Below are 21,777 nucleotides of genomic sequence, written 5' to 3' on the forward strand. Positions count from 1 at the left end.
AGGGAAGAAGAAAATGCAGGCTATCGCCGCCGTCATGCGTAAATACCTGACAGGTGCCTGGGCATGCATGCGTGGCGATGAGCCCTTTGATACGGCCAAGCTGTTCAGCGCTGAGCACCTCAAAAAAGCTTGACCGCCAACAGAGTATCTACGTTTGTTTCGGGCCAGTAACGCCTGTGACAGGCGCGCGCGACCGCCTTGTTTGTACGACGTGATATCGCGCCATGCGCCAAGGCGTTCGCGCGCAAATGCCCCAGGAATAATTGGCCCGAAAAAAACGTAGGAGCGAGCGCAGCTCGCGATGCGCCGCGCGGGCGGCGCTCGATCTCACAAACGACAAACATTCCAAGGCATGCGCCTGTCAGCCCAACCCCAATCTCGACCTGCGACATATTCGGCAAGGGATGTGGGAATGTGGACGGCCGTGGGCGTGAATAGACGATTGGCGGTTCGGAGAAATCCTGCCGGCCATATCCTGGGGCGCGATTATCAACAGGCTGGTCCTCGGGAAGTCCGATGTTCAAAGATTTTGGGTCATCGATGTTGTCATGTTTATGTACTTATTTGGTTACCGTTGCCCGCACATGGTGGCTTTTTTACTGAGGGTTTCCCCGCTAGGGTTGATGACGCAGCCGAGGGAAACCGGCTGCTGAAAAACGACCAACCCAAGGAGTGTTCACCCATGCGCAACAACGTTCTGTCGTACCTGCTGCTGCCGCTGTTCGCCAGCCTGTCGTTCTCCCTTAGCGCGGCGCCTGCCAGCACCACTGCCGTGGTCGAACCGGTGCCGATAGTGGCCCAGGCGCCTGCAGCGGAGGCGCCGCGGCTGGATCTGAACAAAGCGGATGCGCTGACTTTGCAGAAGGAGCTGAATGGGATAGGCAAGGCTAAGGCCGAGGCCATCGTCGCTTACCGCGAGGCCAATGGGCCGTTTGCTTCGGTGGATGAGTTGCTGGAGATCAAGGGGATTGGGAACGCACTGCTGGAGCGTAACCGGGAAAAGGTGATGGTGGAGTAACAGGGGAGGGGCCGGATTACTAATAATCTGGCCCCTGGCTGCGCGAAGTGACCAACGCCGCGGCCACCGGTATAGTCGCGTCCGATTACTGACCCACAAGCATAGGACGCTTACCTCTGATGTCGCAGAGCCATAAATTTGTCATCTGGATCCTGGTTATATCCATTGTCGTCGTATGCACGGCGGTTTTTGCATCAGGCACGTTAGCCATAGGCTTGGCCATTTTCATTAGCATCCTGATATGGCTCCTTCGGCCGTTGGTAATGCCCCCAGGCTACGGTATCAACAAAATTCGCATGGCCTGCTTGCTTGGCGCGATCGCGTTGACTGCAAGCGTAGGTGGTTGGGCGACTGCACTGGGTTCGGCGGTTGCCTCAGTGGTGGCCTCTCGGCAGCCTGAATGGTTGCCGGAATGGGTCAAAAATCTCAACTTTGATGTGACGACGCCAATTTCGGTGCTGGTGTTTTTCTATCTTGTCGTACTGACGGTGTTCTTTTTTACGCGTGACAAGACGATCGCAGGGAGCGATTCATCCCCACTGAAAGACGACTTTCCCGAGGAAAACTTTGAGAAAAAGCTGAAGGCGTTCTGTTCGATTCTGCGCAATGACCTCGTCACACTCGATAGGCAAAGCAATTGGAACCCAGAATACTATGCGGAGCTGGAAGCAGAGGTGGAAGTACTATCCAGCCACGGCGTCGCGACCCGCAAGAAAGTGCTGGACCTACAGGAGGCGATTCAGGTCGACAAAAAGCTGCAGTCATTCTTGCTGCTGGGGGTGCCAGGGGCTGGCAAAAGTGTGGCGTTGCGCAAACTTGCCCTGGATATGATGGATGAGGTGAGTGCCACGAACCGCATCCCCATCTATATCAACCTGAGGGAATGGGTACCGAAGCGCGTGGATGACAACGGGCGGGTCAGCTTCGATTTTCGCGATCTGAAGGCCTTTGTACTGGCGAGAATCACCAAAGACGACGACTTTCTCGAAGGGTTCGTGAACGACTACTTCGTGCGGCTGTGGCACTCGGGCAGGTTGTTCTTCATTTTCGACTCATTCGACGAAATTTCCGAGTTGCTCGACACGGGTCAGGATGAAGAAGTGGTAGATGCGTTGTCGCGGGTGATTTCCAGATTCATATCGGATCGCCCAGAATCCAAAGGCATTTTGGCTTCTCGCGTATTTCGCCGTCCTACGCAGTCATTCCTTGCGCAAAAAGTCCTGGAAATTCGCCCGCTTTCCGAGGCCAGTGTGCTGAATGGCTTGTCGCGGTTTGCCAGCTTCACACGGGATAAGGGCGTGAAGCTTTTCAGTGAACGTCGTGATCTCGTCCCACTGGTTCGCAACCCATTCATGATGGCGTTGCTTGGCGACTGGGTCAAAGACAACGCTGGTCTGCCGGACAATCAGGCGCAGATCTATGAGGGCTACATTTTAAAACGGCTTAAGCGGCGCGAACAACGGCTCGAAGAGGCGGGTGTAACCATCGCCGAGTTCATGAGCCTTGCTACAGAAATCGCCTGGTTTGTATTCTCTACTTCTTCGTATGGCCTCGAAGCACCTGTAAAGGATATCAGCAGCCACTTCGCGTCAGAAAAGGTCGAAGTCGTGCTCGCTACCTTGCGGGGCATTCGGATTGCCAGGGTTACTACGGGCGATGAGCAGTCTTTCGCATTTGTTCACCGGCGCTTTCTTGAATACTTCGTAACCCGAAGGTTGCTTGAAAATCCGGACGAAGCGCCGATTTCAGATATTCCTACAGACTCGAGAGGGCGCGACGCCTTGGTGCTCTATGCACAAATCTGCGAGCCCGACGAAGCTGAGCGGATCGCCCAATTGTGTTGGTATGACATCAAAGCTAGCTTCGATGTGGAAACGCAGCGGATGCGTGCAATTCACTGCTTGCGTTTCCTGGTTGATGCTTTTTGTTCCAGACGTGCCGCGGTGAAGTCTTTTGAGGCTGAGTTACACCAATTTGTCGGTGAACACGTCGAGCGCGGTGACAACCTGATTCTGGCCAAAATCTGCCTGGAAGCGACCGGCTTGTTGCCCGAGACCAAAACAGTACCCATGCTTTCACTGGCCCTTACCGGCGGCAATGATTGGTTGCAAGAGACTGCCTTCAGGGCGTGTCGACATCTGCCACGTGTAGCGCCGGAACTGGAGAAGGTGATCGTATCTTATCTGTTCGCCATACCCGATCTGAGGTTCTGGCGTGCGCGCAAGGGTATCCTGCTTGGCTTATCGTTGTCGGAGGCGTTGAAGGGGGTACATGCAATTGCCCGGAGGAGGGTCATCAACCTACAGGTATCGGTCGTTGCCGCCACCGTGTTGTTTGTGCTTTCACCTATGGTTTTTGCTTCTTCAGTCGTATACGCGTTGGCCATTTGCCTGGCAGGCCGAATATCTTCAATCGCGGACCTCGGCACCATCATTCGCACTTCTGACCCAAGTGCCGGAGAAAAATATGGCGCAGGTATTGTCAGGTCTTTGTTCCGGTCCGGGTACTGGGCAAGCTTGCCGTTCGTGACAAGAAATATAATATTCATCGTATTGCTAGTCATGGCGCTTATGAGTGTTCTTGGATTAACCCCGGTGAATAAAGCGTCGCCAGCCTGTTTGTATTCTTTGTGCTCGGATCATCCATTAGACTACCTTATGATATGTCTGGCTTTGTCGGTTCTGGTGCTCGACTACTTTTCTGTCACCCGTGCCGTACGCTCCCTGATACGTCAGGTCGCTCAAAGAGACTTTTGGATTTTCGTATGCGTCGCAGTTGGCTTCATAGCTGTGATTGCCGCGCTGGTTGGCCTGGCGATTTACTGGCTTGCCGCGTACGAAAAATACATTTTTGCGGCAGTCGGTGTAGGGATGTCGCTAATAGCTGCGATTAACCTTGCCCGCTTGGGCAAACAGGGCTGGCTGATGTTGAGTGACCGAAAAATGGTTGCAAAACAAGTACTTGCTGCCCAGGTTGTGCGCTCGGAAATTGCCCGCGTAATGGGGGAACTTCTTACGGATTACGGGCGTTTGCAATACATCCGCCGTCTGGAGGTGGAGCGTGTTGGCGTCGCGGGCGAATGGCCTGGAGACTTCAAGTTAGCAGTGGGGCAAGGCCAACCCATTACTGCCTTGGCGCGACTAGAGGAACGGTGGTTGGGACTGGATCGATGAATCCGATGTCACGGGCTGACCATTAACGTCAAACCGTGGTCGCACCCTACTCCAAGTGCCGGTGAGTCGCCGGCACCTTGGCTTAATGAGCACTCCAAGCGGCGTGCTGCAGTAATCATTACCGGTCCTGCGCATCCTTGGCATCCGCCTCCGCATTGCGCTCATGCACCTTGCGCAATTGCTCTTCAGTCAGCGGCAGTTTTTTTGCCGTGTCGCGCAGCATCATCAAGCCTCCGACGATGGAGCCGAGGGCTATGATGAGGATCAGCCAGGCATACCAGGGCATTGTCGTTCTCCTTTACGGGGTGATGGGCGGCGCTTGTATGAATTTTGAGCAATTGCCCATTCCAATGGTTCAATTATAGGAGCCAGCCCGTGCCGGGCCAATTCCGTGACCCGCGGGCCCCAAAGCCTGCGTCACATCGTTTACAATGCGCGCCGTTTTCGACTTGCAAAGAGACCCTGCCATGTCCGCCTGCCAGACGCCCCTGATCGTCGCCCTGGATTTCCCTACCCGTGAGGCCGCCCTGAAGCTGGCTGACCAGCTTGACCCTGCGCTGTGCCGGGTAAAGGTGGGCAAGGAGCTGTTCACCAGCAGCGCTTCGGGTATTGTCGAAACCCTGTGCGACAAGGGTTTCGAAGTGTTCCTGGACCTCAAGTTCCACGACATCCCCAATACCACCGCCATGGCCGTGAAGGCTGCAGCCGAGATGGGTGTGTGGATGGTCAACGTGCATTGCTCCGGTGGCCTGCGCATGATGGCGGCCTGCCGTGAAGAGTTGGCCAAGCGCAGCGGCCCGCAGCCGTTGCTGATTGGCGTGACGGTCTTGACCAGCATGGAGCGCGAAGACCTGGCCGGTATCGGCCTGGATGTTGACCCGCAAGAGCAGGTGCTGCGTTTGGCGGCACTGGCCGAGAAGGCTGGCATGGACGGTTTGGTGTGTTCGGCGCTGGAAGCCCCGGCACTGAAGGCGGCGCACCCATCGCTGCAGCTGGTGACCCCGGGTATTCGCCCCGCGGGCAGTGCGCAGGATGACCAGCGCCGTATCCTCACCCCGCGCCAGGCACTGGATGCCGGTTCGGACTACCTGGTGATCGGCCGTCCGATCAGCCAGGCGGCGGACCCGGCGCAAGCGCTGGCTGCGGTCGTCGCTGAAATACGCGGCTGAACCTGACCAATGAAAAGGGCTGCGGATGCAGCCCTGTTTCATTTTTGTGTCGTGCTATGAGCCCTGAGCTGTCGACCAGTCGATCCAGCCGAACTGCCAGGTAGCCAGGATGAATAGACCGAAGGCGATGCGATACCAGGCGAACGTCGCGTAGCTGTGGTTGGCGATGAACTTGAGCAGCGCACGTACGGCGATCATGGCGCAGATGAACGAGGTCACGAAGCCGATGGCGAATACCGGCAGGTCGCCGGGTTGGAACAGGTCACGGTACTTGTAACCCGAATACACTGCTGCGCCGACCATGGTCGGCATCGCCAGGAAGAACGAGAACTCGGTGGCCGCTTTGCGCGACAGGCCGAACAGCAGGCCGCCGATGATGGTGGACCCGGAACGCGATGTGCCTGGGATCATCGCCAGGCATTGGACGAAGCCGATCTTCAAGGCATGGGTCCAGCGCATGTCATCAACGTGGTCGACCGCCACGCGGTGGGTGCGGCGTTCGGCCCAGAGCATGATTACCCCGCCAACCACCAAGGCGGTTGCCACGGTGATCGGGTTGAACAGGTAGTGGTGGATCAGGTCGGCGAACAGCACGCCCAGCACCACCGCCGGCAGGAACGCCAACAGCAGGTTGCCCGTGAAGCGCCGTGCAGTGGGCTGGCTGGTCAGGCCGAACACCACTTCCAGTATCTTGCCGCGAAACTCCCACACTACTGCCAGGATCGCCGCCAACTGGATGATGATGTTGAACGCCATCGCGCGTTCACCGCCGAAATCTATCAAGTCGGCAACGATGATCTGGTGCCCGGTACTGGAGATTGGCAGAAACTCCGTGAGCCCTTCAACTACTCCCAGGATGATTGCCTGGAAGGCAGTCCATAAGTCCATTAATCCCCCGTTAGACCTTTGCTGCTTGCAAGGCCCATGTTATTGATTTACCGATGATTGCCGGATGAGCCGGCGAAGAAGATGTTGATGCGCGCCGGATGCTACCAGAGCAAGGGTTGGATGTGCGCGTCGGGAAATGGGATCAAGGCTACCAGGTGCCGTCTTGGGGTTTGAGGTGGTGCGTAAATCGAGCGCCGCCCGCGCGGCGCATCGCGAGCTGCGCTCGCTCCTACGTTTTTTTCGGGCCAGTCACGCCTGTGACAGGCGCGCGCGACCGCCTTGTTTGTACGACGCAATATCGCGCCATGCGCCCAGGCGTACGCGCGCAAATCCCCCAGAAATAACTGGCCCGAAACAAGCGTAGGAGCGAGCGCAGCTCGCGATGCGCCGCGCGGGCGGCGCTCGGTCTCACAGGCGTCACACCTCGCAAGGCATGCACCCTCAAACCCACCCCCCAATCAAACCTTCAACACCAACTTGCCAAAGTTCTCCCCACTGAACAGCTTCAACAACGTCTCGGGGAACGTCTCCAGCCCGTCCACCACATCCTCCTTGCTCTTCACCTGCCCGCTGGCCAGCCAGCCGGCAATTTCCAGCGCGGCCTTGCCGTAGTCCTTGGTGTAATCCATCACCACAAAGCCTTCCATGCGCGCGCGGTTAACCAGCAGCGACAGGTAGTTGGCGGGGCCTTTCACCGCTTCCTTGTTGTTGTACTGGCTGATTGCGCCGCAAATCACAATGCGTGCCTTGAAGTTGATGCGGGTCAGCACGGCATCGAGGATGTCGCCGCCGACGTTATCGAAGTACACGTCCACGCCTTTCGGGCATTCGCGCTTCAGGCCGGCCAGCACGTCTTCGGCCTTGTAGTCGATCACCCCGTCAAAGCCCAGTTCGTCCACCAGGTACTGGCACTTCTCGGCACCGCCGGCAATGCCGACCACGCGGCAGCCCTTGAGCTTGGCAATCTGCCCGACAATGCTGCCCACCGCGCCGGCCGCGCCGGAAACCACCACGGTGTCGCCGGCCTTGGGCTGGCCGACGTCAAGCAGGGCGAAGTAGGCAGTCATGCCGGTCATGCCCAGCGCCGACAGGTAGCGCGGCAGCGGTGCCAGGTTGGGGTCGATCTTGTGCAGGCCCTGGGGCTCGCCGGTGAAGTAGTCCTGCACCCCAAGGGCGCCGCTGACATGGTCGCCCGGCGTGTAGGCGGGGTGGTTGGAGGCAACCACTTCGCCCACGCCAAGGGCACGCATCACCTGGCCAAGGGCCACGGGCGGGATGTACGACTTGCCTTCGTTCATCCAGCCGCGCATGGCCGGATCCAGTGACAGGTACAGGTTGCGCACTAGCACCTGGCCTTCGCCGGGCTGTTCGGCAGGTACGTGCTCGAACGTGAAGTCGTCACGGCGCACGGCGCCGACGGGGCGCTTGGCCAGCAGGAAGCGGCGGTTGGTCTGGGTCATGGCGGGTCCTTGTGGGCAGTGGAGGGAGTCAGGCGTTCAATCTACCTTGTTGATGTAGGCAGGTCCTTAACATCACTGACAAGCATGGTAGCCCAACCGTTGGTGTGATGATGCTGCCCGGCCAAGCGGCGGCTGACTATGCTCAGCACCCCACCCCACCCTACCGTCACTGGAGCACGCGATGAGCATGACCTTTTCTGGCCAGGTAGCCCTGGTTACCGGTGCTGCCGCCGGCATTGGCCGGGCGACCGCCTTGGCGTTCGCCCGCGAGGGCTTGAAAGTGGTGGTGGCCGACCTTGACCCGGTGGGTGGCGAGGCGACCGTGGAGCAGATCCGGGCAGCGGGCGGTGAAGCGTCGTTCATTGCCTGTGATGTTACCCGCGACGCTGAGGTGCGCCAGCTGCACGAGCGGCTGATTGCGGCGTATGGCCGGCTGGACTACGCCTACAACAACGCGGGTATCGAGATCGAGCAGAGTCGCCTGGCCGAAGGCAGTGAGGCCGAGTTCGATGCGATCATGGGCGTGAACGTGAAGGGTGTCTGGTTGTGCATGAAGTACCAGTTGCCATTGCTGATGGCCCAGGGGGGCGGGGCAATCGTCAATACCGCGTCGGTAGCGGGGCTGGGGGCGGCGCCGAAGATGAGCATTTATAGCGCCTCCAAGCATGCGGTGATCGGCCTGACCAAGTCGGCGGCGATCGAGTACGCCAAAAAGGGCATCCGGGTAAATGCCGTGTGCCCGGCGGTGATCGACACCGACATGTTCCGCCGGGCCTACCAGGCCGACCCGCGCAAGGCCGAATTCGCTGCCGCCATGCACCCGGTGGGCCGCATTGGCAAGGTTGAGGAAATTGCCAGCGCCGTGCTGTACCTGTGCAGCGACGGGGCGGCGTTCACCACCGGGCATTGCCTGACGGTGGATGGTGGCGCGACGGCAATCTGAGGGGAACGCGCCGCCGGCTTCGCAGCTCGCCCTCTCCGTGCGCGGTCGGCACGGTCGCCCACGGGCAGGATTCCCTCGGCCAGCCCGTCCTCCAGTACGCAGTGCGACCTCGGCCAAGCTGATAGCGACACGCACATAGCTATTTGACACTATTCTGACGCCAGCCCCTTGTTCACTGGCTGGCAACGTTGCCACCCTTGGTCTTCGGGATAACCTGGCAGGCAGAAGGGGAATTGGCGATGGGCGCAACCAAGCACGGCGTGCTGGCCAACCTGGGCATGGCCCGCAAACTCGGCCTGGGCTTTGCCCTGGTGCTGCTGCTGACGCTGGCGGTGGCGGCCATTGGCATTGCCGCGCTGCACAGCGTAAGTCAGCGTTTTGAAGGTCTGCGTCAGCTGGCCCAGTTCAATACCGACCTGCTGCGCCTGCGCCAGCACGAGCAGGCGTTTGCCCTGCGCTCCGACCCCCGGCAGGTCGAGGCCTTGCGCACTGGCCTGCAGGGCTTGGTCGACCGCGCCCAGGGCTTGCCAGCGCTGGCGGCGGCACAAACCGACCTTGCTGCCTACGGCCAGGCCTTCGAGGCGTTTGTCGAGGCCGTGCAGGCCAAGGAGCTGGCGCTGGACATGGCCAGCTGGTCGGTTTCCAGCGTGGCCAACAACCTTGATGTGCTGCAAGCCGGTTTGGCCGATGATGGCGTTTACACGCTCAAGCAGTCACAGGGGCAGCAGGGCGGCGAGTTTCTGGAACAGGCCGCGCAGGTGGCCCAGGTATCGCGGCTGATGCTGCAAGCCATGGATGAAGCCCGGGTACGCCTGGAGAAAAGCCGCAAGGGCGAGGACGGCGTCAGCCAGGAACGCATTGCCCAAACCGTCGAAGCTGCCAGCCTGGTTGGCCAGCTACAGGGGGCGGTCGGCGATGCCGGCTACCAGAGCGTGCTGGGCGAAGTGGCCGGGCACATTGGTAGCTTCTCGGAAAAACTCAACGAATACACCGACCAGCTGGCCCGCGAGCAGGGCCTGAAGGCAGAGTTGCAAGCCAGCGCCGAACAAGCCACCGGGCGGGTCGACCAGGCCTATCTCGGCCAGCAGCAGGCCCTGCAGGGTGAACTGCAGCGCAATGCCGTTGCCATCGGCCTGGCCACGGTGCTGGCGCTGGTCGCAGGTGTGCTGGCGGCCTGGCTGATTACCCGTGCGGTGGTGGGCCCGCTCAAGCACGTGATTGCCCGTGCCCAGCGCATTGCTGCTGGCGAGCTGAGCTTTGATGCCCAGGCGCCGCGCCGCGACGAAGTGGGGCAGCTGATGCAGGCCATGCAGCAGATGGCTGCCGGGCTTTCCGGCATTGTCAGCGGTTTGCAGCAGGGCATCGAGCAGTTGGCCGGGAATGCCGAGGCGTTGTCGACGGTGACCGAGCAGACCAACCGCGAGGTTGGCAGCCAGAAAGAAGAAACCGAGCAGGTGGCGACAGCCATGCAGCAGATGACTGCCACTGTGCACGATGTGGCGCGTAATGCCGAAGAGGCCGCGCAGGCGGCGCAGGCAGCCGATGACAAGGTAGACGCTGGCCAGCAGGTGGTACGCCAGAGCATGCAGCGCATCGAGCAGCTGGCGGCTGCGGCGGAAACCGCCAGTGCGGGCATCGACAGCCTCAGCGCCGAGATCCACACCATTGGTGACGTGCTGGCCGTGATCAAGAGCGTGGCCGAGCAAACCAACCTGCTGGCGCTGAACGCTGCCATCGAAGCCGCCCGCGCTGGCGAGCAGGGGCGTGGCTTTGCCGTGGTGGCCGACGAGGTGCGTGCATTGGCCCGGCGTACCCGGCAGTCTACCGAGCAGATCGAAACCCTCGTGGCCAGCCTGCGCGGTAACGCGCAGCAGTCGGTGGCGCAGATCCGCGGCAGTACCGAGCTGGTGCGCCTGGCCGTGGCCGATGCGCTGCAGACCGAAAGTGCGCTGGGCAGCATTGCGGCGGCGGTGTCATTGATTCAGCAGATGAACCAGCAGATTGCTGCGGCGGCAGAGCAGCAGAGCTCGGTGGCGGAAGAGATCAGCCGCAGTGTCACGCAGATCCGCGGCAGTGCCGACCAGGCGGCGTTGGCGATGCAGGACAATGCCCGCTCCAGCATCGAACTGGCGCAACTGGGTACTGACCTGAAGGGGATGGTGGGGCATTTCAGGCTTTAGGTGGCCTGGCGGGGGATGTGTGTTGGTTTTGAGATCGCGCGCCGCGCGGGCGGCGCTCGGTCTCACCCTCGACACCACTCTACCGTCATACCCTACGCGGCCCCAGAATCACCAAAGCCAACACCCCCGCCACAATCCCCCAGAACGCCGAACCAATCGAGAACAAGGTCAGCCCCGAAGCGGTCACCATAAAGGTAATCACCGCCGCCTCACGCTCACGCGCCTCGCTCATGGCCACGGTCAACCCGTTCATGATCGAACCGAACAGTGCCAATGCCGCAATCGATAGCACCAGCTCTTTCGGCAACGCCGCAAACAGTGCCGCCAACGTGGCGCCGAACACCCCGGCAATGCCGTAGAAAATCCCGCACCATACTGCCGCGGTGTAGCGTTTGCCGGGGTCTTCATGGGCATGCGGGCCGGTGCAGATCGCCGCGCTGATCGCTGCAAGGTTGATCCCGTGCGAGCCGAACGGCGCCAGCAGCAGCGAGGCAAAGCCGGTAGCCGAAATCAGCGGCGAGGCCGGCACCTGATAGCCGTCAGCGCGCAGCACGGCCACGCCGGGCATGTTCTGCGAGGTCATCGCCACCACGAACAGCGGAATGCCGATACTGATGGTTGCCGCCAGCGAGAAGCTAGGCGTGGTCCACACCGGCTTGGCCACTTCCAGGTGGAAGCCGCTGAAGTCCAGCAGGCCCAACGCACCGGACAACGCCGTACCCACCAACAGCGCGGCCAGCACGCAGTAACGCGGCGACAGGCGTTTGACCAGCAGGTAGCTGAAGAACATCCCCAGTACCAGCAGGGTACGGTGCTGCGCGGCCACGAAGATTTCGCTACCGATCTTGAACAGGATGCCCGCCAGCAGTGCCGAGGCCAGCGAGGCCGGAATACGCTTGACCAGGCGCTCGAAACTGCCGGTCAGGCCGCACACCAGGACCAGCACCGCGCAGGTAATGTAGGCACCAATGGCCTCGCCGTAGCTGACCCCACCCAGGCTGGTGATCAGCAGGGCAGCGCCGGGGGTGGACCAGGCAATGGTGATCGGCGTGCGGTAACGCAGGGACAGGCCGATGCTGCACACCGCCATGCCGATCGACAGCGCCCAGATCCACGACGAAATCTGCGCAGTGGTCAGCCCGGCCGCCTGGCCGGCCTGGAACATCAGCACCAGCGAACTGGTGTAGCCGGTGAGCATGGCGATAAAGCCGGCCACCACCGCCGACGGCGAGGTGTCTGCCAAGGGCCGCAGGCGTGCGGAAGTGGCATCGGTCATGAACAAAATCCTTGTAAAGGTGTAAGCAGTTTTTTCAGACTACAGCGGGCAAGGTTGATCCTTGCCATACAGCGGCCATTGCATTTAGCCGTACAGTCACCAACTATTGGGCGCAATTGCAAAACTGCTTGGCAGTGGAGGGGCGATGTACAAGGTCTATGGCGACTACCAGTCGGGCAACTGCTACAAGGTCAAGCTGATGCTCAGCCTGCTGGGCCGGCCGTATGAATGGCACCCGGTGGACATTCTCAAGGGTGAAACCGAAACGCCCGAGTTTCTGGCGATGAACCCTAACGGCAAGGTACCGGTGCTGGAGCTGGAAGACGGCAGCTACCTGTGGGAGTCCAATGCCATTCTCAACTACCTGGCCGATGGGAGCGAGTTCCTGCCCGCCGAGCCGCGGCTGCGTACGCAGGTGTTGCAGTGGCAGTTCTTCGAGCAGTACAGCCACGAGCCCTACATTGCCGTGGCGCGCTTCATCCAGTTTTACCTGGGCTTGCCGGACGAGCGCCTGGAGGAATACCGCAAGCTGCACAAGGGTGGCTACAAGGCGCTGAAGGTGATGGAGCGGCAGTTGCAGATGACGCCGTATCTGGTCGGCGAGCAGTATTCGATTGCTGATGTGGCGTTGTACGCCTACACCCATGTGGCGCAGCAGGGCGGGTTCGACCTGGCAGAGTACCCGGCGGTAAGGGCCTGGCTGGAGCGGGTCAGCAGCCACCCCCGGCATGTGCCGATGGTGGGATAGTCCAGGTTTATCTTCAGCCTGTACTGGCTTCTTCGCGGGTAAACCCGCTCCCACACGGGTACCACAGGGCTCAATACTGTGGGTGCCTGTGGGAGCGGGTTTACCCGCGAAAGGGCCAGAACAGGATGCCTACAAACCGTCAGGCCGACGCAAACCGCTCATCCAGGTAAGCAATGATGGCCTTGGACTCGTACATCCAGGTCACCTTGCCAGCGTCTTCGATACGCAGGCACGGCACTTTCACCCGACCGCCGCCTTCTTCCAGGGCCTGACGGTGCAGCGGGTCGTTCTTGGCATCGCGCAGCGCCACTGGCACGTTCAGGCGGTGCAGGGTGCGGCGGGTCTTGACGCAGAATGGGCAGGCATGGAACTGGTACAGCGCCAGGCCCTTGGCCGCTTGCTCGACGCGGGCCTGGGCGGCGGCGTCGCGCTTGCGTTTGGCCGGGCGGCTGATCCAGTCACCGAACACGATAAGCTGGCCGAGGCCAACCCGCAGGGCTTTGACGATCATGGGCAACTCCTGAAATGCAAAAGCCGACCCGCAGGGGTCGGCTCGGGGTCAGCAGCCAATCACTTGATCAGGCTGAGGAACTCGCTACGAGTGGCAGCATTTTCGCGGAACTCACCCAGCATCACCGAAGTGATCATGGTCGAGTTCTGTTTTTCGACGCCGCGCATCATCATGCACATGTGCTTGGCTTCGATAACCACGGCCACGCCGGCGGCACCGGTAACCTGCTGGATCGCCTCGGCCACCTGGCGGCTTAGGTTTTCCTGAATTTGCAGGCGACGGGCGAACATGTCGACGATGCGCGCCACCTTCGACAGGCCCAGTACCTTGCCCTTGGGCAGGTAGGCCACGTGCGCCTTGCCGATGAACGGCAGCATGTGGTGTTCGCACATCGAATACAGCTCGATGTCCCGGACCAGTACCATTTCGCTGTTGTCAGAGCTGAACAACGCGTTGTTGGTGACTTCTTCCAGGGTTTGCTCATAACCGCGGCAAAGGTACTTCATCGCCTTTGCAGCCCGCTTGGGCGTGTCGAGCAGGCCCTCACGGGAGACGTCCTCGCCCAGCTGGCTGAGGATCTCGGTGTAGTTCTGTTCCAGGGACATGGATCTACCTGTGGGGAAAAAAACGCAAAAACGAAGGGTACGGCGCTGCGCGCGGCGCTGCAAGCACGGCGTTACTCGTCGCGGCCTTCGAGCATGGTTCGCTTGAGCATCACATAGACCGCACCAGTGCCGCCGTGGCGGGCGCTGCACGAGGCAAAACCGAGCACTTGCGGGTGCTGGCGCAGCCAAGTGTTGACGTGGCTCTTGATCATCGGGCGCTTGCCATCAAGGCGCGCAGCCTTGCCATGGGTCACGCGCACGCAGCGGACTTCGAGCTTGGTGGCTTCGGCGATGAAGTCCCACAGGGTTTCACGCGCCTTTTCCACGGTCATGCCGTGCAGGTCGAGGCTGCCTTCGAACGGGATCTGCCCCAGCTTGAGCTTGCGCAGCTGGGTTTCCTGCACGCCGTCGCGGCGCCACATCAGTTCGTCTTCGGCGCCCACGTCGATGACAAACTGGTCGGACATGCCGTCGATGACCAGGGCCTTGTCACTGCGTACGGTCGCGGCCTGGCGCAGGCCGGCCAGCTGCTGGCGGTCGGCCTTGGGCTTGCCGACTTCGGCGCGGTCGTGGCGGATCGGCTTCACGCCGCGCACTTCGGCCTTGAACAGGGAAAAATCGTCGTCTTGCATGGTGCCTCCACGTGGGCGGCGTAGTTTACGCGACTGTGGGGCGGTGTGCAGCCTGTGCTGGCCCTTTCGCGGGTGAACCTACCCCCACAACCACCGCGCAAGCAGCGTTTCAGTCGTGTTTTTTCATCAGGTGGGGGGACAGGTTCAGCTCGCGCCCGCGGCGCAGGCGAATGCGGCTGCGCCGCCAGAAACGTACGCCCAGCCACAGCAGCAGCAGGCCGGCCACGGTCAGGATGCCGGACAACGGTTTGTTGGCATTGAGTTCCTGCAGGGCAGGGTAGTTGCCCAGCAGCCCGGCGACGCCGGCCATGGCCAGCAGCACGCCCAGGGTCGCCAGCAGGGCCGACAGGCCGGCTGCCAGGCGCGCGCCCCAGTTACGCGGTTGGCGCGGGCGCAGGCGCTTGGCGTCGAAACTGCCTTTGAGCTTCATTCCGCTCTCCTCTGTGGATATCCGGAATTCGACCTGCTGCCGCCCATCGGGTTCCGCCCGGCTGCCGGGCGGTCGTGCCAGCGCCTCAGATCAGGCTGGAGGTAGGGGCCACGCAAGCGAAGTTGTCGGCCATCACGGCCATTTCGCACTGGTGAATCTGCGCGGCCGGGATCACCCCGTCCTTGAACGCCAGGTCGCGGGTTGCCGAAGCGTCTTCCACCAGCGTGCACCGGTAACCATAGTCCTTGGCGCGGCGAACGGTAGTGCTGACACTGGAGTGGCTCATGAAACCGCAGACAATCAGGTCCAGGTGGCCCAGCTCCTGCAGCGTTTCGTGCAGCTTGGTGTTCTTGAATGCGTTGGGCATGCGCTTTTCGATGACAATTTCGCCTTCCAGTGGCTCCAGCCCTGGAATGAACTGGCCAGCCGGCCCCTGTGGGTCGAAGCGGCCACCCACCGTGCCCAGGTGGCGAACATGGATGATCGGACGGCCGCTTTTGCGCGCGGCGTCGAGCAACCTGGCGATGTTGGCCACGGCCTCGTCCATGCCCGACAGCTGCAGGGGACCACTGAGGTACTCCTTTTGCGCATCGATGATGATCAGGCTGGCGTGGCTCAGCTTGGCCGGCGGGTAGTCGCGGCCAGTGAGGCGGAACATCGTGGTTGGAACGGACATCAAGGGCTCCTTGGAAGGGCTTTTGTACACCTATTCTCCCTTGCATTGGCGCCAATGGGAATGGTTGACAACGCAAGCGGCATGGTTACTGGCCTGTGGCTAGCCCGCAGACGATCCGATGGAACAAATGTGAGCCCCGGGCTGTTAGACTTTTGTCCGGTCTGAATTAGGAGTACCCCGTGATCACATCCCGTCTGCGCACGCTGCGCGACTATATCCGCTGGGCGGTCAGCCGCTTCCACGAGCACGACCTGTTCTTCGGCCACGGTGCCGACAACGCCTGGGACGAGGCCCGCCTGCTGGTGCTGGGCGCGGTGCACCTGCCATGGGAGGTGGCCGACAGCTACCTGGACTGCATGCTCGAGGACGACGAGCGGGTACGCCTGCAGCACCTGCTCAAGCGCCGTATCGAAGAACGCGTGCCAGCGGCCTACCTGCTGGGTGAGGCGTGGTTCTGCGGTATGTCGTTCATTGTCGACGAGCGGGTGCTGGTGCCGCGCTCACCGATTGGCGAGCTGATCGAAAAGCGCTTCGAACCCTGGTTGGCCAGCGAGCCGGCGCGCATCCTCGACCTGTGTACCGGCTCGGGCTGCATCGGCATCGTGGCTGCCGACGTGTTCCCCGAGGCCGAAGTCGTGCTGGCCGACCTGTCGTTCCAGGCCCTGGAAGTGGCCAACCAGAACATCGAGCGCCACGGCCTGGACACCCGCGTGTACACCGTGCAGGGCGATGGCTTTGCCGGCTTGCCGGGGCAGCGTTTCGACCTGATCCTGTCCAACCCGCCGTATGTCGATGCCGAAGACTTCGACGACATGCCGGCCGAATACCATCACGAGCCAGAGCTTGGCCTGGCCTGCGGCAATGATGGCCTGGACCTGGTACGGCGCATGCTGGCCGAAGCGGCCGACCACCTGACGGACAAGGGCTTGCTGATTGTCGAGGTGGGCAACAGCCAGGTGCATGTCGAGGCGCTATACCCTGAGGTGGACTTTGCCTGGCTGGAATTCGAGCGCGGCGGGCATGGGGTGTTCATGCTGACGGCCGAGCAGTGCCGCCGGCATCAGGAGTTGTTCAAAGCCCGGGTCTGATTGCGAAGGGGGGCTGCTTTGCAGCCCATTCGCGAGCTTGCCCGCAAGCAGGCGACGCGGTGTCAGCGGGTGGCAATCCAGATCAGCAACCCCGCTTGGAACATTGCAAACGCCACCAGGCAGGTAATGGTGAAGCGCAAGCCGCCATCTTCGCGCCGGTACTTGGCCACTCGCTCATCCCGCTCGCGCAGCTGCCCTTCCATTTCCTGCAGCTGCTGGTCCGCCTGCTGCAGAAGGTGGGCGGCATCCAGGATCTCTACCCGTTGCAAGCGCTCACTGTTCCAGGCCGCCTTCAACTGGCCTGCCGGCATGTCCACGGTGCGGCCCTTCAAGTGCTGGTTGTCCTCGTACTCCACCTCGATCCCCACCCCGCGCAGGCAGTTGTCACGACGCAGGCGTGAATCCTCGTTCAGCGCATCCTTGCTCGGCAGCGCCATGCCCTCTACCTGGTAGTGCGACCACTTGCGCTGCAACCATTGCGCGGCCTGGGCCAGCATGAAGCGGCCGATGCCACGGTTGACCGGCTCAATTTGCAGGCCGTGTTCGCTGCCAATGCGTACCCGGCGTTCGGCATGGTCGACGCGGATGTCGAGGCGGTTCTGCTCTTTGTGTACCTTCTGCCCAGGCAGGGTGATTTCCATGCGCAGCAGGCTGTGCGCCTTGTCGTGGCGCTCGGCGTAGCCAAACTGCACAAAGCGCAGCGGCCGCGCACCGGTACTGCGGTCGATGGGCAGGGCGGCGAGGCGCAGCAACTGGAAGTGTTCGGCGGTTAGCTCGGCCCAGGGCAGGGCAGGGCTTTGCTGAGGTTCTTCGGCCGGTTCTGCGGCGACGGGGGCGGTGGTCATCAGGGCTTGTCCTTGGATACGGGCAGGCGGCAGGGGCTGCGTGAGCAGGCCCAACGCGCCGCTAATACCGCAATTATCGGCCGTCCTGGCCAAGACCTGAGGGTCAGGCCGATGGCAAATGTTGGATGAACGTCACAATCTGCTCACCCAACTCGCGCGCCAGCGGCAATTCGGGGTTGAGGTAACTGTCGCGTTGTTGGCTCATGTCCTTGGGGCTGATGCGCAGCATATGGTTCATGCCGTCGATCAGTACCAGTTGCGCATCCGGCTTGGCCGTTTTCAGGCGCTCGGCATCGGCCACGTCCACCTGCACGTCGTTGCGCCCCTGCACGATCAGCGCCGGCATGGGCAGGCGGGCAAAGGCGGCTGCCGGGTTTTGCTGGAATAGCGATATCAGGTACGGCTGCACGCTGGGGCGGAACACTTGGCGCAGTGGTGCCGGTACCTCCAGGCTGGTCTGCCCGGCCTGCAGGCGGTCGAGCAGGGCGCTGCCACTGGCCAGCTGCGCGGGTGGCAGGCGTTGGGCCAGCTGTTCGCGCAGTACATCAGCCATGGGTCGGCCACTGCCGGCCAGCGTGATCACAGCGCTGGCGCCGGCCTGTTCGGCGGCCAGGCTGGCGATCAGCGCGCCTTCGCTGTGGCCGATCAGGATCAGCGGGCCGAAGCGCGGGTCAGCCTTGAGCTTGTGGCTCCAGGCGACCACATCGGCCACGTAGCGCTCCACGGTCAGATCACGCTCGTCGGGTGTCGCCGGCTGGCTGGCGGCCACACCGCGCTTGTCGTAGCGCACGCTGGCGATGTGTTCGCCGGCCAGCAGCAGGGCCAGGCGCTTGAGGTTGTCGACCCTGCCGGACGCCGGGTTGTTGCCGTCGCGGTCGGTAGGGCCGGAGCCGGCGATAATCAGCACCACGGGGGGCGGGGTGGCTTGTTGTGGCAGCAGCAAACTGCCGTGCAGCACGCCTTGGCCGGTGTCGAGGTCGATCGGGCGTTGCAGCACGGTAGGGGCTGCTGCCTGGGCCAGGCCGGTGCACAGCAGGAGGAGAAAGGCGACGAGGCGCGACATCATGTGGTTACTACATGGGGAGATGGAGATTTGACCCAATGTTTGCGGGAAGGTTCTGGGGCTGTGCAGCGGGTGGCGGTGCTGTGAGAGCGGGCACACGTCAAGAGCCAGCACAGGCGAGCAAAGCATCTGTATACTGCCGCTTTCGTCCATTTCAGGCAGATCTCGCGGAGCGTCCATGTCCGGCAATACCTACGGCAAGCTGTTCACTGTCACCACCGCTGGCGAAAGCCATGGCCCGGCGTTGGTCGCCATTGTCGATGGATGCCCTCCGGGCCTGGAAATTTCCCTCGCCGACCTGCAGCACGACCTTGACCGGCGCAAGCCCGGCACCAGCCGGCACACCACCCAGCGCCAGGAGGCTGACGAGGTTGAAATCCTCTCCGGCGTGTTCGAAGGCCGCACCACCGGCTGCTCGATCGGCTTGCTGATCCGCAACACCGACCAGAAGTCCAAGGACTATTCGGCGATCAAGGACCTGTTCCGCCCGGCCCACGCCGACTACACCTACCACCACAAGTACGGCATCCGCGACTACCGCGGCGGCGGCCGCAGCTCGGCCCGCGAAACCGCCATGCGCGTAGCCGCGGGCGCCATCGCCAAGAAGTACCTGGCCAGCCAGGGCATCACCGTGCGTGGCTACATGAGCCAGCTGGGCCCGATCGAAATCCCGTTCAAAACCTGGGAGTCGGTGGAGCAGAACGCCTTCTTCAGCCCCGACCCGGACAAAGTACCGGAGCTGGAGGCCTACATGGACCAGCTGCGCCGTGACCAGGATTCGGTAGGTGCCAAGATCACCGTGGTCGCCGAAGGCGTCATGCCTGGTCTTGGCGAGCCGATTTTCGACCGCCTGGATGCCGAACTGGCCCATGCGCTGATGAGCATCAACGCCGTGAAGGGTGTTGAAATCGGCGCAGGGTTCGCCAGTGTCGCCCAGCGCGGTACCGAACACCGTGACGAACTGACCCCGGAAGGCTTCCTCAGCAACAATGCCGGCGGCATCCTGGGGGGGATCTCCTCGGGGCAGCCGATCGTTGCCCACCTGGCGCTGAAACCGACGTCCAGCATCACCACCCCGGGCCGTTCCATCGACGTCGATGGCAACCCGGTGGACGTCATCACCAAAGGCCGCCACGACCCGTGCGTGGGCATCCGCGCCACGCCAATCGCCGAGGCGATGATGGCTATTGCGCTGATGGACCACCTGCTGCGCCACCGTGCGCAGAATGCCGATGTGCACGTGAATACCCCGGTGCTGGGCCAGCTCTGATTCGTCTGCACCGGCCTGTTCGCGTGCAAGTTCGCGAACAGGCCGGTGCAGGAAACAACCTGATTGGCTGAACCCATGCCCGCAATCCCCTACTGGCGCCTGTCCAGTTTCTACCTCTTCTACTTCGCCCTGTTGGGCTCCACCGCCCCCTTCCTGGCGCTGTACTTCGACCACCTGGGCTTCTCCCCGGCGCGCATTGGCGAGCTGGTGGCCATCCCTATGCTGATGCGCTGCATTGCCCCCAACCTGTGGGGCTGGCTGGGCGACCGCAGCGGTCAGCGCCTACTGATCGTGCGCCTGGGCGCGCTGTGTACCCTGGCCACCTTTTCGCTGATTTTCTTCGGCAAGAGCTACGCCTGGCTAGCGTTGGTGATGGCCCTGCATGCGTTTTTCTGGCATGCCGTGTTGCCCCAGTTCGAGGTCATTACCTTGGCCCACCTGCACGGGCAGACCTCCCGGTACAGCCAGGTTCGGCTGTGGGGCTCGATCGGTTTCATCCTTACGGTGGTCGGCCTGGGCCGGCTGTTCGAGTGGCTGAGCCTGGACATCTACCCTGTGGCGCTGGTCACGATCATGGCCGGTATCGTCGCTGCCAGCCTGTGGGTGCCCAATGCCCAGCCGGTGGAGCAGGGCGAGCGCAGCAATACGGGTGGTTTCCTGCAGCAGTTGCGGGCACCCGGGGTAGTCGCCTTCTATGCCTGCGTGGCGCTGATGCAACTGAGCCACGGGCCGTATTACACCTTTCTCACCCTGCACCTGGAGCACCTGGGCTACAGCCGTGGCGCCATTGGCCTGCTGTGGGCCCTGGGCGTGGTGGCCGAAGTGCTGATGTTCATGCTGATGAGCCGCCTGTTCGCCCGCTTCAGCGTGCAGCGGGTGTTGCTGGCCAGTTTCCTGCTGGCGGCCGGGCGCTGGCTGCTGCTGGGCAACCTGGCCGGTGAGCCGGCGGTGCTGATCTTCGCCCAGCTGCTGCACGCGGCCACCTTCGGCTGCTTCCACGCAGCCAGCATCGCCTTCGTGCAGGCCAGTTTCGGCGCCCGCCAGCAAGGCCAGGGCCAGGCCCTGTACGCTGCGTTGTCGGGTACCGGCGGCGCACTGGGCGCATTGTATTCGGGCTACAGCTGGAAACTGCTGGGGCCCACCTTCACCTTTGGTATGGCCAGTGCCGCAGCCTTGGCTGCAGCCGTTATCATAGGCCTTTGTGCGCAACCGACCAGGACCCGCCCCTGATGAGCATTCTCTGCGTTTTTCACCCCGCCAGCCCGGACCTGCCGAACAAGGTGCTGACCCACCACGATGACATTGCCGCCACCCTCGCCGAGCACGGCGTGCGCCTGGCGCATGCCGAGCATGGGCTGCGGGTGCGCCCGGGCACTGCCCAGGCAGAAGTGCTGGAGGCCTGCCGTGCTTATCTGGACCAGCTGATGACGGCGCATGGCAGCCAGGCCTTCGTGGTGCTCAACCGTGACGGTGAAGACCCGACGCAGGTCGATGTGCGTGATGAGCATGTGCATGACGCCGACGAGGTGTTTGCCGTGGTCAGTGGCCGGGCGCAGGTAGGCCTGCGTTTGGCGGATGGGGTGTATTCGGTGCTGTGCGAGAAGGGAGACCAGCTGGTAGTGCCGGCCGGGATCCGGCGCTGGGTGGAACTGGGTCAGACGCCGTTTTGCCTGGCGTTGCGCCTGTATGGCAGCGAGCAGGGCGTGCAGGCGCGGTTTACCGGGGATGTGACGTCACGGGCGTTTCTGGGAATCGACGAGTTGTAATCGCATTGCCGGCCTCTTCGCGGGCTCACCCGCAAG

21 protein-coding genes and 1 pseudogene are annotated in these 21,777 nt (G+C 62.1%); 11 read left to right on the forward strand and 11 right to left on the reverse strand.

Annotated elements, in window-relative coordinates:
- Positions 1-682: 682 nt before the first annotated feature.
- Positions 683-1,018, forward strand: a complete 336-nt coding sequence (locus OO258_RS22250; protein ID WP_266032683.1) for a ComEA family DNA-binding protein — start codon at positions 683-685, stop codon at positions 1,016-1,018.
- A 119-nt stretch (positions 1,019-1,137) separates the two neighbouring features.
- Positions 1,138-4,191: an NACHT domain-containing protein gene (locus tag OO258_RS22255; protein ID WP_266032686.1), complete on the forward strand. Its 3,054-nt coding sequence runs from the start codon at positions 1,138-1,140 to the stop codon at positions 4,189-4,191.
- Positions 4,192-4,309: 118 nt separating this feature from the next.
- Here OO258_RS22255 and OO258_RS22260 read toward each other — a convergent pair whose 3' ends face one another.
- A complete protein-coding gene (locus OO258_RS22260; protein WP_003252762.1) occupies positions 4,310-4,477 on the reverse strand; it encodes a DUF2897 family protein in 168 nt (55 codons plus the stop codon).
- Positions 4,478-4,658: 181 nt separating this feature from the next.
- Here OO258_RS22260 and pyrF point away from each other — a divergent pair, with 181 nt between their 5' ends.
- A complete protein-coding gene (gene pyrF, locus OO258_RS22265) occupies positions 4,659-5,360 on the forward strand; it encodes an orotidine-5'-phosphate decarboxylase (protein ID WP_010952851.1) in 702 nt (233 codons plus the stop codon).
- Between the two features lie 54 nt (positions 5,361-5,414).
- Here pyrF and OO258_RS22270 read toward each other — a convergent pair whose 3' ends face one another.
- Positions 5,415-6,248 (reverse strand): undecaprenyl-diphosphate phosphatase, encoded by an 834-nt coding sequence (locus tag OO258_RS22270; RefSeq protein ID WP_266032689.1) that lies wholly within the window; start codon positions 6,246-6,248, stop codon positions 5,415-5,417.
- Positions 6,249-6,706: 458 nt separating this feature from the next.
- Complete coding sequence (locus OO258_RS22275) at positions 6,707-7,708, reverse strand: NADP-dependent oxidoreductase (RefSeq protein ID WP_266032692.1); 1,002 nt, start codon at positions 7,706-7,708, stop codon at positions 6,707-6,709.
- Between the two features lie 181 nt (positions 7,709-7,889).
- Here OO258_RS22275 and OO258_RS22280 point away from each other — a divergent pair, with 181 nt between their 5' ends.
- The 3 genes and pseudogenes from OO258_RS22280 (at position 7,890) to OO258_RS27770 (ending at position 10,831) form a co-directional block, all read left to right on the forward strand.
- A complete protein-coding gene (locus OO258_RS22280; RefSeq protein ID WP_266032694.1) occupies positions 7,890-8,651 on the forward strand; it encodes an SDR family oxidoreductase in 762 nt (253 codons plus the stop codon).
- 791 nt (positions 8,652-9,442) lie between these two features.
- Positions 9,443-9,970: pseudogene (locus OO258_RS27765) on the forward strand (HAMP domain-containing protein); the annotation flags it as partial.
- Entirely contained in the window at positions 9,968-10,831 is an 864-nt protein-coding gene (locus OO258_RS27770; RefSeq protein ID WP_416309227.1) for a methyl-accepting chemotaxis protein, read from the forward strand. The pseudogene OO258_RS27765 and the gene OO258_RS27770, both read left to right, overlap by 3 nt.
- A gap of 85 nt (positions 10,832-10,916) precedes the next feature.
- On the opposite strand, the gene OO258_RS22290 is transcribed toward OO258_RS27770, so the two are convergent.
- A complete protein-coding gene (locus tag OO258_RS22290; RefSeq protein WP_266032702.1) occupies positions 10,917-12,107 on the reverse strand; it encodes a benzoate/H(+) symporter BenE family transporter in 1,191 nt (396 codons plus the stop codon).
- A gap of 145 nt (positions 12,108-12,252) precedes the next feature.
- Here OO258_RS22290 and OO258_RS22295 point away from each other — a divergent pair, with 145 nt between their 5' ends.
- The gene (locus OO258_RS22295; RefSeq protein WP_110747939.1) at positions 12,253-12,855 is read left to right on the forward strand and encodes a glutathione S-transferase family protein; all 603 of its coding nucleotides are present in this window, start codon (positions 12,253-12,255) and stop codon (positions 12,853-12,855) included.
- A gap of 139 nt (positions 12,856-12,994) precedes the next feature.
- Here the strand turns inward: OO258_RS22295 and OO258_RS22300 are convergent, their stop codons facing one another.
- The 5 genes from OO258_RS22300 to OO258_RS22320 form a co-directional block, all read right to left on the reverse strand.
- Entirely contained in the window at positions 12,995-13,366 is a 372-nt protein-coding gene (locus tag OO258_RS22300) for a glutaredoxin family protein (protein ID WP_110747934.1), read from the reverse strand.
- A gap of 59 nt (positions 13,367-13,425) precedes the next feature.
- Positions 13,426-13,971: a GTP cyclohydrolase I FolE gene (folE, locus tag OO258_RS22305; protein ID WP_110747929.1), complete on the reverse strand. Its 546-nt coding sequence runs from the start codon at positions 13,969-13,971 to the stop codon at positions 13,426-13,428.
- A 71-nt stretch (positions 13,972-14,042) separates the two neighbouring features.
- Positions 14,043-14,603 carry a Smr/MutS family protein gene (locus OO258_RS22310; RefSeq protein WP_110747924.1) on the reverse strand — a complete coding sequence of 187 codons (561 nt, stop codon included), beginning with the start codon at positions 14,601-14,603 and terminating at the stop codon, positions 14,043-14,045.
- A 109-nt stretch (positions 14,604-14,712) separates the two neighbouring features.
- Complete coding sequence (locus OO258_RS22315) at positions 14,713-15,033, reverse strand: hypothetical protein (protein WP_266032707.1); 321 nt, start codon at positions 15,031-15,033, stop codon at positions 14,713-14,715.
- Positions 15,034-15,118: 85 nt separating this feature from the next.
- The gene (locus OO258_RS22320; RefSeq protein ID WP_110747917.1) at positions 15,119-15,709 is read right to left on the reverse strand and encodes a cysteine hydrolase family protein; all 591 of its coding nucleotides are present in this window, start codon (positions 15,707-15,709) and stop codon (positions 15,119-15,121) included.
- 179 nt (positions 15,710-15,888) lie between these two features.
- On the opposite strand from OO258_RS22320, the gene prmB reads away from it, so the two are divergent.
- Positions 15,889-16,797, forward strand: coding sequence for a 50S ribosomal protein L3 N(5)-glutamine methyltransferase (gene prmB, locus OO258_RS22325; RefSeq protein ID WP_110747914.1), 909 nt, complete (start codon positions 15,889-15,891; stop codon positions 16,795-16,797).
- Between the two features lie 62 nt (positions 16,798-16,859).
- On the opposite strand, the gene OO258_RS22330 is transcribed toward prmB, so the two are convergent.
- A complete protein-coding gene (locus tag OO258_RS22330) occupies positions 16,860-17,642 on the reverse strand; it encodes a hypothetical protein (protein WP_110747910.1) in 783 nt (260 codons plus the stop codon).
- 103 nt (positions 17,643-17,745) lie between these two features.
- The gene (locus OO258_RS22335; RefSeq protein WP_266032713.1) at positions 17,746-18,708 is read right to left on the reverse strand and encodes an alpha/beta hydrolase; all 963 of its coding nucleotides are present in this window, start codon (positions 18,706-18,708) and stop codon (positions 17,746-17,748) included.
- Between the two features lie 175 nt (positions 18,709-18,883).
- On the opposite strand from OO258_RS22335, the gene aroC reads away from it, so the two are divergent.
- The 3 genes from aroC to OO258_RS22350 all read left to right on the forward strand — a co-directional run bounded on the left by aroC (position 18,884) and on the right by OO258_RS22350 (position 21,741).
- The gene (gene aroC / locus OO258_RS22340; RefSeq protein ID WP_110747903.1) at positions 18,884-19,975 is read left to right on the forward strand and encodes a chorismate synthase; all 1,092 of its coding nucleotides are present in this window, start codon (positions 18,884-18,886) and stop codon (positions 19,973-19,975) included.
- A 75-nt stretch (positions 19,976-20,050) separates the two neighbouring features.
- Complete coding sequence (locus tag OO258_RS22345; protein ID WP_266032717.1) at positions 20,051-21,205, forward strand: MFS transporter; 1,155 nt, start codon at positions 20,051-20,053, stop codon at positions 21,203-21,205.
- Entirely contained in the window at positions 21,205-21,741 is a 537-nt protein-coding gene (locus OO258_RS22350) for an oxidase (RefSeq protein ID WP_266032720.1), read from the forward strand. The genes OO258_RS22345 and OO258_RS22350 overlap by 1 nt, the downstream gene beginning before the upstream one ends.
- Positions 21,742-21,777: the final 36 nt, after the last annotated feature.

Origin of the sequence: Pseudomonas sp. DCB_BI (genome assembly GCF_026240995.1) — a bacterium.
Lineage (GTDB): Bacteria > Pseudomonadota > Gammaproteobacteria > Pseudomonadales > Pseudomonadaceae > Aquipseudomonas.

What these genes read in the sequence shown, in the direction of transcription:
- OO258_RS22250 (WP_266032683.1), top strand. Translation starts at nt 683, where the DNA reads ATGCGCAACAACGTTCTGTCGTACCTGCTGCTGCCGCTGTTCGCCAGC.
- OO258_RS22255 (WP_266032686.1), top strand. Translation starts at nt 1,138, where the DNA reads ATGTCGCAGAGCCATAAATTTGTCATCTGGATCCTGGTTATATCCATT.
- OO258_RS22260 (WP_003252762.1), bottom strand. Translation starts at nt 4,477, where the DNA reads ATGCCCTGGTATGCCTGGCTGATCCTCATCATAGCCCTCGGCTCCATC.
- pyrF (WP_010952851.1), top strand. Translation starts at nt 4,659, where the DNA reads ATGTCCGCCTGCCAGACGCCCCTGATCGTCGCCCTGGATTTCCCTACC.
- OO258_RS22270 (WP_266032689.1), bottom strand. Translation starts at nt 6,248, where the DNA reads ATGGACTTATGGACTGCCTTCCAGGCAATCATCCTGGGAGTAGTTGAA.
- OO258_RS22275 (WP_266032692.1), bottom strand. Translation starts at nt 7,708, where the DNA reads ATGACCCAGACCAACCGCCGCTTCCTGCTGGCCAAGCGCCCCGTCGGC.
- OO258_RS22280 (WP_266032694.1), top strand. Translation starts at nt 7,890, where the DNA reads ATGAGCATGACCTTTTCTGGCCAGGTAGCCCTGGTTACCGGTGCTGCC.
- OO258_RS27770 (WP_416309227.1), top strand. Translation starts at nt 9,968, where the DNA reads ATGGCTGCCGGGCTTTCCGGCATTGTCAGCGGTTTGCAGCAGGGCATC.
- OO258_RS22290 (WP_266032702.1), bottom strand. Translation starts at nt 12,107, where the DNA reads ATGACCGATGCCACTTCCGCACGCCTGCGGCCCTTGGCAGACACCTCG.
- OO258_RS22295 (WP_110747939.1), top strand. Translation starts at nt 12,253, where the DNA reads ATGTACAAGGTCTATGGCGACTACCAGTCGGGCAACTGCTACAAGGTC.
- OO258_RS22300 (WP_110747934.1), bottom strand. Translation starts at nt 13,366, where the DNA reads ATGATCGTCAAAGCCCTGCGGGTTGGCCTCGGCCAGCTTATCGTGTTC.
- folE (WP_110747929.1), bottom strand. Translation starts at nt 13,971, where the DNA reads ATGTCCCTGGAACAGAACTACACCGAGATCCTCAGCCAGCTGGGCGAG.
- OO258_RS22310 (WP_110747924.1), bottom strand. Translation starts at nt 14,603, where the DNA reads ATGCAAGACGACGATTTTTCCCTGTTCAAGGCCGAAGTGCGCGGCGTG.
- OO258_RS22315 (WP_266032707.1), bottom strand. Translation starts at nt 15,033, where the DNA reads ATGAAGCTCAAAGGCAGTTTCGACGCCAAGCGCCTGCGCCCGCGCCAA.
- OO258_RS22320 (WP_110747917.1), bottom strand. Translation starts at nt 15,709, where the DNA reads ATGTCCGTTCCAACCACGATGTTCCGCCTCACTGGCCGCGACTACCCG.
- OO258_RS22330 (WP_110747910.1), bottom strand. Translation starts at nt 17,642, where the DNA reads ATGACCACCGCCCCCGTCGCCGCAGAACCGGCCGAAGAACCTCAGCAA.
- OO258_RS22335 (WP_266032713.1), bottom strand. Translation starts at nt 18,708, where the DNA reads ATGATGTCGCGCCTCGTCGCCTTTCTCCTCCTGCTGTGCACCGGCCTG.
- aroC (WP_110747903.1), top strand. Translation starts at nt 18,884, where the DNA reads ATGTCCGGCAATACCTACGGCAAGCTGTTCACTGTCACCACCGCTGGC.
- OO258_RS22345 (WP_266032717.1), top strand. Translation starts at nt 20,051, where the DNA reads ATGCCCGCAATCCCCTACTGGCGCCTGTCCAGTTTCTACCTCTTCTAC.
- OO258_RS22350 (WP_266032720.1), top strand. Translation starts at nt 21,205, where the DNA reads ATGAGCATTCTCTGCGTTTTTCACCCCGCCAGCCCGGACCTGCCGAAC.